Source organism: Ferruginibacter sp. (genome assembly GCF_014377975.1).
Taxonomy (GTDB): domain Bacteria; phylum Bacteroidota; class Bacteroidia; order Chitinophagales; family Chitinophagaceae; genus Ferruginibacter.
In genome coordinates, this window is sequence record NZ_JACMOO010000269.1 from 1 (window position 1) to 14,625 (window position 14,625).

At 39.2% G+C, this 14,625-nt stretch carries 7 protein-coding genes; 2 read left to right on the plus strand and 5 right to left on the minus strand.

Annotated elements, in window-relative coordinates; genetic code table 11:
• Positions 1-943: 943 nt before the first annotated feature.
• On the minus strand, positions 944-1,789 hold the full coding sequence (locus H7254_RS14075; protein WP_301933568.1) for a sugar phosphate isomerase/epimerase: 846 nt from the start codon (positions 1,787-1,789) through the stop codon (positions 944-946).
• Positions 1,790-1,854: 65 nt separating this feature from the next.
• Positions 1,855-2,874 carry a beta-ketoacyl-ACP synthase III gene (locus H7254_RS14080; RefSeq protein WP_301933569.1) on the minus strand — a complete coding sequence of 340 codons (1,020 nt, stop codon included), beginning with the start codon at positions 2,872-2,874 and terminating at the stop codon, positions 1,855-1,857.
• 137 nt (positions 2,875-3,011) lie between these two features.
• Here H7254_RS14080 and ruvA point away from each other — a divergent pair, with 137 nt between their 5' ends.
• Positions 3,012-3,596, plus strand: a complete 585-nt coding sequence (gene ruvA, locus H7254_RS14085; RefSeq protein ID WP_301933570.1) for a Holliday junction branch migration protein RuvA — start codon at positions 3,012-3,014, stop codon at positions 3,594-3,596.
• 28 nt (positions 3,597-3,624) lie between these two features.
• Positions 3,625-10,923 (plus strand): cell surface protein SprA, encoded by a 7,299-nt coding sequence (gene sprA, locus H7254_RS14090; protein WP_301933571.1) that lies wholly within the window; start codon positions 3,625-3,627, stop codon positions 10,921-10,923.
• A gap of 191 nt (positions 10,924-11,114) precedes the next feature.
• On the opposite strand, the gene H7254_RS14095 is transcribed toward sprA, so the two are convergent.
• From H7254_RS14095 to H7254_RS14105, 3 genes are all read right to left on the minus strand, one after another.
• Entirely contained in the window at positions 11,115-11,960 is an 846-nt protein-coding gene (locus H7254_RS14095) for a DUF2911 domain-containing protein (RefSeq protein WP_301933572.1), read from the minus strand.
• Between the two features lie 632 nt (positions 11,961-12,592).
• Entirely contained in the window at positions 12,593-13,423 is an 831-nt protein-coding gene (locus H7254_RS14100) for an S-adenosyl-l-methionine hydroxide adenosyltransferase family protein (RefSeq protein ID WP_301921722.1), read from the minus strand.
• A 118-nt stretch (positions 13,424-13,541) separates the two neighbouring features.
• A complete protein-coding gene (locus H7254_RS14105; protein ID WP_301921723.1) occupies positions 13,542-14,351 on the minus strand; it encodes an SDR family oxidoreductase in 810 nt (269 codons plus the stop codon).
• Between the last annotated feature and the right edge of the window lie 274 nt (positions 14,352-14,625).

Here is a 14,625-nt window from a genome sequence, read left to right on the forward strand (position 1 = left end):
ATGCCTAAGAAACGTTTGGACAGGATAAATACCTTTTGTACCATCCATTTTAATTTTAAATTCATGTGCATATATATGCTTGTAAAATAAGCAATGGCACGCACAATAGCAGTAAGGTTGCGGATGCCATTATTGGCTTTTAACCCTTATGTATTTTAAGTTGTAGAATTGTTTGCTGTATCTGAAACATTCGGCGCATTTCCATCTGGTAAAATAAATTGGTACTATTTTATAAACCTCTTTTGGTTCTGTGGTATCCGGTTCTTTGTTGATGGCCACCAAATCCTTTTACGATAACTGCATTCATCCTGCCTATCATAAAGGGCTACTTTGGTAATTTCAAAAGTGAGGTCAATAATGAATTCTTTGACCTCTTCTATTTTAGTAATTTGTGCAGGTTGTTGATGGGGTATGGTATTTCAATTTATCAGATTGTACAGTGAAAATCTGAAATCTGAATTGTAGAAATACTTAAAAGAAGGAGAGCTGATTTTTAGTTGCCTGTAATGGAGAATTCAATAAAAACCTTTTGAAGCTGCTATGAACTAACGTACGTTTGATTTTACAGACATACACTTCTTAAATAGCTATCATGCTTCTCTTAAAAATGCAAATGGCGAAAAGATAACGTAAATTTTTTATCGTACCCAAGGTAAAGATGTAAGAGATTTAATAACGGTAGTGGTTAAATTGATTTATGCTGGCAGAAAAAAAAGAGTACTATCAATAAAATACTGCCAACCTGCATTTGTTATTGAAATAATTGTAACGCAAAAAAATCTTCCTATCCCAAATAAAAATTAAAAAACAAAAACCGAGAGCAGGGGATACTGTTTCAGCCACAAGAGGCTTGCTAAAATAAGGCAGTCAACCTATATTTTATACCAAGGTCAAAGGTTACAAATCATACATCTCTTACTTGGTAATTATGTATCAAAACCCCTCATTTAAGTGTACGTAAAAATTCCAGGCTTTGTGGTATCTGCTCTATTGCTTTTGGTGACTCATCTTCGATAAAATAATATTTAATACCAATTTTTTTTGCTGTCTTCATGATAGCAGCGATGCCTACATCTCCTTGCCCCAGCACTACATTTGTTTCATCTGCTGCATGGCCATCCTGATTTCCGGTGGTTCCGGATTTGCGGTCTTTTAAATGCAACATTAAAAAACGGGTTGGATATTTTTTCAGCAAAGCCACGGGATCCTGCCCGGGATGCTTCACCCAAAATACATCCATTTCAAAGTTTACATAACGGGGATCGGTATGCTTTACCATATAATCAAACATGGTTCCATTTTCAAATGGCCTGAATTCGTACCCATGCGGATGATAACAAAATTTCAATCCTTTTTCCTTCAATAGTTTTCCGGCAGTATTAAAAGCGGCCACTGCTTTTAGAAGGTCTTCCCTGGTAAATTCTCCTTCTTTGTGCGGTATCCATGCACACATAATAAACTTACTTCCAAAAGCTTTTGCATTGTCTGTTACGGCGGGCAAATTGTTTTGTAATTCTTCAAAACTGGCGCCATAACTTACCATTTGCAGGTTATTTTGCTCCAGTAATTTTTTATAAGTGTCAACAGGCAACCCATAGGTACCTCCTCCCTCAATTTGTTGAATCTTCCATTCTTTTATTTTAGCCAAAGTGCCGGGCACGTCCGTTTTAAATTCGTTTCGCAGGCTGTATAACTGAAGTCCAATTTGCTGGGCAAACAAACTAGTAAACGGTGTAAAAAACAGGATAACAGTAAAAGTTAACCATTTAATAACAGTGCTTTTTTTCATGATAAAATTTAATGTAAAACTATCGTTTTTAAAGAGGCAATATGCAAAATATCTTACTTAAAAAATTATTGAGCCGGGGTATTTACCGGGGGCGTATCATAAGCCCATTTTACCAGGGTGGCGCCCCAGGTAAATCCACCACCAAATGCAGCCAATACAATATTATCGCCTTTGTGTAAACGGCTTTCCCACTCCCATAAACACAGCGGAATGGTACCTGCCGTGGTATTGCCAAAGCGCTCTATATTTATCATTACTTTTTCAGTCGGTAATCCCATCCTGCTGGCAGTTGCATCAATAATTCTTTTATTGGCCTGGTGTGGAACCAGCCAGGCAACATCATTGCCGGTTAAATGGTTGCGTTGCAGTAAATCGTAGGCCGCATCTGCCATGTTTTTAACGGCAGCCTTATATACAGACTGTCCTTCCTGATAAACATAATGTTCTTTAGCCAGTACCGTTTCAACAGTAGCGGGTTTTAACGATCCTCCGGCTTTCATGTGCAGGTAGTTTTTTCCGGCTCCATCACTTTTTAGCAAGCTATCCATTACACCAACAGATTCGATAGAAGGCTCCAGTAATACGGCTCCCGCACCATCACCAAAAATAATACAGGTGGTCCGATCAGTGTAATCAACAATGGCGCTCATTTTATCTGCACCAATAATAATAATTTTTTTGTACCGGCCACTTTCAATTAAAGCAGCCCCGGTGGTTAAGGCAAATAAAAAGCCGGAGCAGGCTGCACTCAAATCAAATCCCCAGGCATTTATTGCACCAATTTTATCACAGATAATATTGGCTGTTGCCGGAAAAACCATATCGGGCGTTACTGTTGCGCAGATCATACAATCAATTTCTGCGGGGTCAATTCCTCTCTTTTTACAAATTTCCAGTACGGCAGGTACCGCCATATCTGAAGTACCCAACCCTTCTCCTTTTAAAATTCTTCTTTCTTCCACACCAGTTCTACTTTTAATCCATTCATCATTGGTATCAATCATGGTTTCCAAAATGGCATTCGTTAATCTGTATTCCGGTACATATCCACCTACTGAAGTAATTGCTGCTGTAATTTTTTGCATATTATTAAAAACGTTTTTATTTTAGAGTTAATTTGATAATTTTAAAGTGGGTAAAAATACATTAAAAATTGCAAGGTTGAATTAAGCTACTTTGGATGTTATTTATGCTTATTTTCGCAATGGACTTAAATAACAACATGTACGCATACCTCGAAGGAAAATTTACGATGAAGAATGCGGCGCAGGTTTATGTGGACATAAACGGTGTGGGATATGAGCTGAACATTAGTTTAAATACCTACGCCCATATTCAGAATCTGGACAAGGGAAAATTATATACTTATCTACAGATAAAAGAAGATGGGCATACCTTGTATGGTTTTTTTGATAAAGAGGAAAAAGAAATCTTTATCCAGCTTATCAGCGTATCTGGTGTAGGGGCATCCACTGCAAGGATGATGCTGTCTCATTTAAAACCAGCTGAAGTAAGCAAGGCCATCGTACAAAACAATGTGAAGCTGCTGGAAAGTGTAAAAGGAATTGGTAAAAAAACAGCAGAAAGATTAGTTCTGGAATTAAGGGATAAAGTAACCAAAGCAGTCACCGATCTTACTATACCGGTTACCGCAGGCAATAGATTACAGCAAGATGCGTTAAATGCATTGGTTTCATTAGGTATATCCCGCCCGCAGGCGGAATCGGCAATACAAAAAATTAACCACACTGAACCTGATATAAACAATTTAGAAGAATTAATAAAAAAAGCGCTTAAAGCCATTTGATAGAATTTTACTTTAATTGATTTAGCGGATGTTTTTTAAAAGAAAACTTTTACCAAAAGTAATTGGCTTTGCGTTGGGACAGGTAGTGGTTTTAATTACAATTTCACTTTCCATTTCGGCACAAAATAATAATTCCGGCAGGCGTCTAGCGCCTGCAGGTGATACAACTTTGCCCAACGGGCTTCCTTACCCCATTCACGATACCCACAGCGATTTTATGAGCAGTGGTCACAAAAGCACTTTCGATTTTAAAAAGCCTTCCAATATAACCGATTCGGTAGCATACGATCCGGAAACCCATTTGTATACCTTGTATGAAAAAATAGGCAAAAGGCATTATCGCACTCCCACCACTTATACATTTGAAGAATATTGGGCCATGCGCAACAGGCAGTTGGAAACAGACTATTTTAAAAAGCGGTCGAATACCATGAATTTATTGAACCGTAAATTGACGAAGCCCAAAATGTCTTTATACGATAATCTTTTTAACCGTTTGTTCGGCAATGGTAAAATTGAAATTGCGCCACAGGGAAATGTGAATATTACTGCTGGCTACCAGGGACAAAATATTAAAAATCCAACCTTACCTGAAAGAGCAAGAAAGAACGGTGGTTTCGATTTTAATATGGATGCACAGGTTAATGTAAATGCAAATATCGGCGACAAATTAAAGTTTCCAATTAACTACAATACACTCGCCAACTTCGGGCAGGATAACCAGTTAAAACTGGATTATTCCGGCGTGGATGATGAAATTATAAAACGGATAGAAGCAGGTGCAGTTTCGTTTCCGTCCCGCAGTACTTTTATACCAGGAGCACAGCAATTGTTTGGCTTAAAAACGCAATTGCAGTTTGGTAAGCTTCATGTTACTTCTGTACTGGCCTATCAAAAATCAGCCAGACAAACAGCCAACCTTCAGGGTGGTGCAGCATCGCAGGTAATTGATTTGAAGGCAGATGAATATGAAGAGAACCGCCACTTTTTACTAGGGCAATATTTTAAAGACAATTACAATACGGTAATGGCAAAACTGCCCGCCGTTATTACTCCCGTACAAATTCTTCGGTTAGAAGTTTGGGTTACCAATAAAAATGGCAGTACAATCAATACAAGGGATATAGTTGGGTTAATGGACCTGGGTGAAAAAAATCCTTATCGTGCTCCGCCAATCGTCAACGTCATCAGTAATTTTGCCCCGCCAGCAAACGGTACAAACGATTTGTACAGCAAAATAATCTCTAACGGCAATAACAGAAATCCTGCTTTGGTGGTTAGCAATTTACAGGCACTTGGTCTGGCACCAGTGCAGGATTTTGAAAAAATATTTGCCCGTAAATTAGATTCAAGCCAGTATATTTTTAACAGGCAGGTGGGCTATATTTCTTTGGGGCAACCTTTGCAGCCGGATGAAGTGCTGGCTGTTGCCTATCAATATTCTTACAACGGCCGCAATTATCAGGTGGGAGAATTTTCGCAGGATCTGCCACCAGATAGTACTTCGGCTACGCAGAAAATATTATTTCTTAAATTATTAAAAGCAACTTCACAGCGCACGCAGTTACCCATCTGGCAATTGATGATGAAGAATGTGTATTCCGTTGGATATGGAGTATTAACCCCCACTGATTTTAAGCTCAATGTATTGTACCAGGAGCCCAGCCTTGGCTGGAAAAGATATGTTCCCTTTGGAGATAAAAACCAGGGTACGCCTATTTTAACGTTGGTAAATTTAGACCGCCTCAATAACAACCGTGATCCGCAGCCCGATGGTGTATTCGATTACGTGGAAGGCTTTACCGTAATATCACAATATAGCAGAATTGTATTTCCGGTACTACAGCCTTTTGGCCGCGACCTTGCCACACAGATATACAATGTAGTGCCGGCAACGGCCAAGGATACTTTGTACTATGCCCTTTATGATTCCATCAAGGCTGTGGCCCAGCAGTTTCCCAATCTCAATCGTTTTGTAATGAAAGGTTCTGCCCGAACTTCCGGCTCGTCCGACATCAGTATAGGCTATAATATTCCCCGGGGCAGTGTTAAAGTTACGGCAGGTGGACAAAGCTTAATAGAAGGTGCCGACTATGATATCAATTATGATTTGGGCACCATTAAAGTAACCAACCAGGCCATATTGAATGCAGGCTTACCCGTACAGGTAAACTTTGAAAACAATGCCGGTTATGGCCTCCAGCAAAAAAGTTTTACAGGGCTTCGCCTTGATTACCTTGCTAAAAATACGTTGAAGGAACAACTGGCTATTGGCGGTACAATGGTGCGTTTAAGTGAACGTCCGTTTTTTACCAAAAATAATATTGGTGAAGATCCTATCCGCAACACGATGTATGGCCTGGATGTTAATTACCGTAAAGAAGTACCCAGGCTTACCAAATTATTGGATAAGCTACCTTTTTATTCAACCACCGCACCATCCAACATAAATTTTTATGCAGAAGGTGCTTATTTGCAACCGGGCCACGCATCACAAATTGGCAAGGGGTCTGCAGGTACAGTTTATATTGATGATTTTGAAGGAAGCAAGTCAGGTATTGACCTTCGCTTTCCTGCAATCAGTTGGGCACTGGCTTCTACGCCACAGGGTGCTACTGATGAATCGGGCAATGAAATATTTAAAGAAGGAAAATTAAATAATAACCTGGACTATGGAAAGAACAGGGCCAAGCTGGCCTGGTACCAGATTGAACCGGCATTGCAATTGTATAAAGGCGTTAATAACCCAATTGGGAGTAACCGCGATGAACTGAGTGACCCACAGGTTCGCCTGGTGAGCCAAAGTGAAATTTTTCCACAACGAACAACCGACTATGGACAAAACCAGTTAACCACTTTTGACCTTGCTTATTATCCTGATCAGAAAGGGCCTTATAATTTTGACGCTTCTCCTGCAAGCATTGACGCAAACAACCGCTTAAAAAATCCTACGCAAAGATGGGGTGGTTTAATGCGCAACATTGATCAGACCGATTTTGAAACAGCCAATGTGGAGTTTATAGAATTCTGGGTACAGGATCCTTTTATTAAAACGCCTGTTTCGCCAACAGCGGGAGGTAAACTTTATTTTAACCTGGGTAATATTTCGGAAGATATTTTAAAAGATGGCAGAAGATTTTATGAGAATGGATTGCCTACACCCAATGCGCCTGCACAGGTAGATACCACTACAGTTTGGGGAAGGGCGCCGCTTAACCCCATACAGGTTACCAACGCATTCAGCAATGATGCCACTGAGCGACAGTACCAGGACGTTGGTTTTGACGGACTGGACGATGCCGGAGAAAAAATTAAGCGGGCACCATATCTGGCTGCCTTAGGCCCAATCCTTAACAGCGCTGCATTACAGCAGGTAACAGCCGATCCCTCCCTGGATGATTATACGCATTACAGGGATGCTTCTTTTACACCCAACGATGGTATTTTAAAAAGATATAAAAACTTTAATAATCCGCAGGGTAATTCAAAAGTAAATGATGGTTCCATCTTTTCTTCTGCAGCCACTTTATATCCCGATGCAGAAGACCTGAATAAGGACAATACCATGAGCGAGTCGGAAGAATATTTTCAATACATAGTAGATGTTAAACCACAGACAGACCCCTCCATGCAGATTGGCGTAAATTATATAGTAGATAAAAAAGTAGTGGGAGTAAAACTTGTTAACGGCAATACCCGCAACGAGACCTGGTATCAGTTCAGAATTCCGATTGGCTCTTATAACCGCAAAATCGGCAACATCCCTGATTTTAAATCTATCCGTTTTATAAGAATGTTCCTCACAGATTTTTCTGATTCTGTCGTAATGCGTTTTGGCAAGCTTGAACTTACCCGTAACATCTGGCGCAGGTTTAAGAATAAGATCGATTCGTCAGGTATTTATTCTCCCATTACTACCAATGTTGATTTTAATGTGGGTGCTGTAAACATTGAAGAAAACGACAAACGTTCCCCATTGCCGTATCGCACGCCCAGAGAAATTCAGCGCCAGCAAATACAAAGCAACAATGGTGTAAACCTTTTGCAGAATGAGCAAAGTATGTCTTTACAGTTTTGTGCTATGGGTAAAAAAGATGCAAGGGGTGTATTTCAAACTTTTGCCAACAGAGACATACGGCAGTATGGAAATTTATCGATGTTTATTCACGCAGAAAACAATATTAAATCGCCCAATAATATCAGGGACAGGGATTTAAATGCTGTTATAAGAGTAGGAACTGACTTTGTAAGTAATTATTACGAGATAAAAATTCCGTTGTACATGACGCCGATTTCGGCAAACAATTTAAATCCTAATTCGGATGCCTATAACGATACCTTGTGGCGGGCAATTAATAATTTAAATGTTGACCTTACCTTATTGCCTAAATTAAAACAGCAAAGAAATATCCAGGGCGTGCCCACCGTTATTTTTAGCAAATTACAAGGCAATGGTCAAACCTATTCTATACTGGGAGATCCCAACCTGGGCGAGTTAAGAGGCGTACTGATTGGAGTTGAAAATGTCAATAATCCAAATGCCTGTGGCGAAATATGGGTTAATGAGTTAAGGCTTACTTCCATCAATGAAAAAGGAGGCTACGCTGCATTGGCAAGAATCGATATGAACCTTGCCGACCTTGGTACCATTACCGGATCTGTTTCCACACACAGTAGTGGTTTTGGAACACTGGAGCAGCGGGTGGATGAAAGGTTCAGGGACAACATGACACAATTTGACTTGGCTGCCAATCTTGAATTGGGAAAATTGTTACCAAAAAAAGCAGCGATCTCTATCCCGGTTTTTGCCAGTTATTCTCAAACAATAAGTAAGCCGCTGTACGATCCGTACGACCTGGATATAAAATTAAAAGATAAGCTCTCTGTATCGCCCGCAAACAAACGCGATTCCATCAACAATGCCGCAGTAGATTTTACCAGCACTAAGACTGTTAACTTTACCAACGTACGCAAAAACAGAACCGGTACAAAAAAGGCTAAAATTTATGATATTGAAAATGTAGATGTCAGCTATTCCTACATCAACATACAGGCGCACAATCCGCTCATTGAAAACAATGAAATTACCCGGCATCGCGGTGGCCTGGGCTATAATTTTGCGCCTCAGCCAAAATACATTGAGCCGTTTAAAAAAATGAAATTATTTACTAAAACTAAAAAACATTGGTTTGACCTTATAAAAGATTTTAACGTAAATCCTGTACCCTCGCAGTTAAGTTTCAGGGCAGATATTCAACGGCAGTTTGGTGCTGTAAGGCCACGCAGTGTAGGGTCTGACAAATACAAAATCCCCGAAACCTATGATAAATACTTTACGTTTCAACGCGATTATATTTTACGCTGGGCATTTACACGTTCCATCAATTTTGATTACAACGCCACCAATAACAGCCGCATTGATGAACCTTACGGCCGCATCGACACCAAAGAAAAAAAGGATACGGTAATTCAAAATTTGCTGAAGGGCGGTAGAAATACGCTCTACAATCAAACAGCCAATATCAGTTATACTTTGCCTACCTCTAAATTTCCGTTATTGAACTGGACAACGGTAAACCTGAAATACCAGGCTACTTACCGCTGGATAGGTGCATCCCGCCTGGCGGTTGAACTGGGTAATATTTTAGAAAACGGGCAAACAAAAGAGGCTACTGCACAGTTTGACCTTACCCGGCTGTACAACAAATCGAAATTTTTCAAAACGATAGATCAGCCTAGGGCAGAAAGAACCGATAGAAAAGTTACCATCAAAACAGACACGATTTATAAGTATGTTATCAGGGATAGCGTGAAAGTGAAAGAAATAAAAAGAATAAAAATAAGAAAAATAAAAGACCCGGCAGCTATGCCTTATGTTGGAACCATGGGCAGGGTATTTGGCAAATTAGTAAGTAGTTTAAAACAAGTAAATGTATCAATTTCCGAAAATGCCAATACAAGATTACCGGGTTATATGGATAGCACACAGGCCCTGGGACGTAACTGGCGCAGTATGCAACCTGATATTGGATTTATAGCTGGTAAACAACCCGATACCACCTGGATGAATGCTGCTGCACGGAAAGGTATCATTACTGCAGACAGTAATTTCAATACCATATTTCAGCAGTCTTTCGATCAGCGGCTGTTGTTAACAGCACAGATAGAACCGATACGTGACCTAACAATTTCGTTGAATCTAAGTAAAACCTTCAGCAAAAATTATTCTGAAATATTTAAAGATACTACCGGCACGGGAAACCATTTTGGTCATTTAAGTCCTTATTCGGGCGGAAGTTTTGATATCAGTTATATCTCGTACAAAACCCTGTTTGGCAAATTTGATCCTAACAGAATTTCTGCTACTTTCCAAAAGTTTCAGGATTACCGGCAGATTATTTCACAACGCCTGGGTACTGCCAATAAATACAACTCCGGCATACCCGCCGATGCCGATGGATATGCCCATGGATATAACCGGTATGCTACAGATGTGCTGATACCTGCGTTTATTGCGGCTTATTCGGGTAAAGATCCCAATTTGATTTCGCTCATCAATCAAAGTAATCCAAACATCAAATCAAATCCCTATAAGGGCTTTATACCCAAACCCAACTGGAAGCTGGATTATACGGGGCTTAGCCGTGTAAAAGGATTGGAAAAAATATTCACTAATATCACCCTTTCCCACGCCTACAATGGAAATTTAAGTATGAATGGGTTTACTTCTGCCCTGTTTTATGCAGATCAGTTCCGCTATGGTTTTCCTTCTTTTTATGATACGGTTTCTAAAAACTATGTTCCTTACTTTTTGGTTCCTAACATTACTATCACCGAACAGTTTGCACCGCTGTTTGGTATTGATGTAATGTTTACAAACCAGGTGCAGTTTAAAATAGATTATCTCAAACAACGCACACTTAGTTTAAGCCTGATAGATTTTCAATTAAGTGAAACCCGCTCAACAGAATTTACCATTGGCGGGGGATACCGTAAACGTGGCTTAAAGTTATTTGGTGGATTAAAACTACCCAAGTTTTTAAGCAAGGGCGGAACCGGCAAATTAGACAATGAAATCAAATTCATGTTTGACATGAAGATAAGGGACAACGTAACCGTAAATAACCGCTTAGACCAGTTAGCTACTTTGCCCACCGGTGGCAGTAAAGAAATAACCCTTTCGCCCACCGTTGACTATTATTTAAACAGCAGGGTAAACCTTAAATTGTATTTTGAGCAACGCCGTGTGATACCTTATATATCTTCCAGTGCCCCCATTACCAATACAAGGGCTGGCGTGCAAATAAGGATATCACTGGCGCAATAAACTATAGCGATACATAATAAAAATGCTCACTGTTTGGTGAAAATTTTTTTTATGTCCGGGCTCCGTGGCTGGCCTAACAGTTAGGGGTAAGCCTTATTTGTTGTTGTGCGTTTTGTCCGTTACCGGGAAAAGTAAATTACTTTCTCTTGGTAATCTTTAAAGAAAATGTCTTGACTTTTATCCTGTAAAAGTTAGTTTGCTTTTTTTAATTCCTTCTGTAGCTCCTTATTCATTTTTATATAATCATCATTCTTTGCTTCTTTTGATAAGGCTAGTGAAGTTTTAGACGTTTCCATAGCGGCTGCAGTTTTCCCCATCTCTTTTTCAATCCTGGCTTTGTATAAAAACATGTAAAAGGCTTTTGGATTTTCATCTGTCGCTTTGGTAACATTTTCCAATGCCCTGGTTAAGTTTTTATCATACTCAAAATAAAACTGTGCGGCCTGCCAGTGAGGCTTTTTGTCTGTAAGCATTGCGGCATCTATTTGGGCCCTTATTTTATCTTTAATATTATTGGTAATGGGTATGGAAATGGATCTCTTTTCCCATACCAGCTGCAGATCGCAGCTTTCTGGTTTAATGTTGGCAAACTGCATGGTGAAGGTTTCTGTTTTGCTGGTTGTTTTAATAGACGGCACAGTAAAACGTACCACATCTTCCGATTCTTTATAACCGGTAACGCCGCCGTTATTGATTCCTTTATTCAAAATTATTTCCCAGTTGTCTTCTGCAGGAATCGTATACAAAGCGTATGATCCGGTGTCAATTTTTTTGCCACCTATTTCTACGGGGGTTTTAAAAGTTAACCTGCTTGCTCCGTTGGCACCGGTTCGCCATAATTTTCCATAAGGAACCAAGTCACCAAATACAGTCCTGTTTTTAATATTGGGCCTTGAGTAAGTAAGTTCAATGCTACCCATGCCAAAATCCTGTGTAACGGTTTGAGTGGTAGAAGGCGATGGCATATTTATCTGGGCAGAAGCAATGTTTATAAAAAGCAAACTTGCACTACAAAACACTATAAAGTTTTTTTTCATTGTAATAATTTTTTAGAATGGAAATATATAGTTTATGGAAGATAGATGAAACGATTGCTTCAACCTTATCAGCACGGCTCCTTTAAAACTGCACGCTGATTTTTCTTTATCTTTTCCTTTTTTAACCTTCCGTTGCGGTTCTTGTTTTTTAACCTTCAGAACATTGTCGTTCCCCGCAGCATAAATTTTTTTTGATATTTACATGGCTACCGGTCGCTTACTTTACACATCAAAAATAACCTTCACTTTTCTATGAATATTTTTTTCAGTAAATAGTAAGAAGGAGTGGCGTTATTAAATAAATAAGCTTCGTAATTACTACAGCTACCAACAGTTATTACATTCAGAAAGATGTGAGGTTGCACTTTCATTTTTAGCTGCTCTGGTAAGTGGCTGAGTTATTCTTTATAAAATTAAAATGGTTTTGTAATGAAAGTATGCAATAAATTTTTATTGCAAGGGGGATTTTTTTAATGATATTACCTAAATCAGGATCCGGCATTTAGATTTTCAACTTTATAAAAAGTTATTTGGGCAACATTATGATAGATAAATCAAGATTATTGGACTCACTTGTACTAAAAATATTTGAGGAATTCTTTTTATAATTGAAACAGGCTGAGCAATACCATTTACTCAAAATAAACCCTCACGGTTTGATAAAATAACCGGTTGTTTAAATAGTGCTGTTGTGCATGTTGTTGTTTTTCTGAAAAGCCCTGCAAACCAAAAAGCCCCGCAGCATTGCCTTTGTTGATGGCAATTTCAAGATAAGCCGCAGAATTGAACATGGCCAGTTTTTCACCCTCGGCAACATCTGCATAGGTATCACTGATTTTTTCAATCACTTCATCCCTTTTAAAAACAATTTTAAAACTTCTTCCCCTGCGTTGTTCTTCAAATTCTTCCCTGGTAATATTTACGATTACGTTTTCGAAATTATCAATAAAAATAATCTGTCCCTCAATCCAGTTATTACCCAGCAATGGGCGCAGCGGATTTTTTACGCGGATAGAAACGGTTGCATCGCCTACTTCTTCAATGGGCTTACCACTGTGTAATTCGTTGAATGCTTTGGCAAAAACAGCCGTACAGTAAAGGGTATTTTTTTGCTGGGTTTTATCCAGGTGCAGGGCTACCACTTTTTGTGGTACTTCCTCCAGTATCATGGTCAATAATCCATTATCTGCGCAGCCGATATAATATCCATTGTGTTCCGCCAGCAGCAGGTGTTCCGGCTTTTCATCAAACAAATTTACCATCACCAGGTGAAAGGTACCTGCGGGAAAATTTTTAATGGCATTTCTGCATACATAGGCCGCCTGCGGATAATTAAAAGGGGGGAGCTGGTGCGTAATGTCAATAAGTGTAAAAAAACCGGCGTGTTGTAATAACTGTCCTTTTACTGCACCGGCAAGAAAATCATGCTGACCAATATCTGATGTTAGGGTGAGTAAAGGCATGTATTAGTGGATAGTTGATTCGTTATATTTATTGTAATTGCTTAGTTGTTTATTTTTTTTGCAAAGGCGGTCATTGTAATTGAAATTTACTGCTTTTCCGTACCATTTACGAAGCGCATTATTTCATAAGTTCTTTATTTTTGAAAAAGAATTTTTTCACCAGCTTATCTGCAAGTGACGGAAAAAATTTATTTATAAAAACTGTTTGCTTACCTCTAACGGTAAGTATCAGTGTTCTTTTACGTTTAGCCACCGCATTTAAAATATGACGGGCACATTTTTCAGGGCTCATCAATGAAGCTTCCCTTAACGGACTTTCACCCTGTGTTTTACCCTTGCTATTAAGCGCCGCATTGCGGATATTACTTTTTGTAAAGCCAGGGCAAACCCACATTACATTTACGCCGTCATCCATCACCTCTGTACGTACTGCTTCCAGCCAGCCATTTACCGCAAATTTAGAAGCAGAGTATCCGCTTCTGCCCGGCAAACCCCGGTAGCCCGCAATGGAAGATATGCCGACAATAGTTCCTTTTCTTTCCAGGATGGAGTTTAAGGAAAGTTTGGTGCAATAAACCGTACCAAAAAAATTAATATCCATTACTTTTTTTATCACATCAACATCTACATCTTTTAATAAAGCCCTCATAGAAACTCCTGCGTTGTTGATCAATATGTCGATGCCACCAAATGTATCGATGGTACTGTTTATAAAGTTTTGGCACTCGCTGTACTGGCTTACATCCGCCACCATGGTATGCAACAGGTGGTTGGAATATTGTATCTGCAGATTGTATAATTTATCCTGATTACGGCCACAGGTGGCCACTTTAGCACCCATTGGAATCAGTGCATCTATTAATGCTTTGCCAATGCCTTCGCTGCCACCAGTAACCACTACTACCTTATCTTTAAAAAAATCATTCATAACAAAAATTATACGCAAAAATAAGTGAGTTATACTGGTGTAGAAAATCAAACTTGGCGTAAATGTAGTTTTACATAAAGTGCACAATTAACACAAAGTACACAAAGAAATATATTTTAAACAAAGTACTCTGTGAAGTCAGCATATACATTAAGCTGACTTTAAAATATTGAGCCGGCAACAAAATAGCAAATACAACTTTGGGTACTTCGTACTCGTTCCTTCTTGGTTTGAAAATAAAAAAAGCCGCGTTCTTTACGAAGCGGCTTTGTGA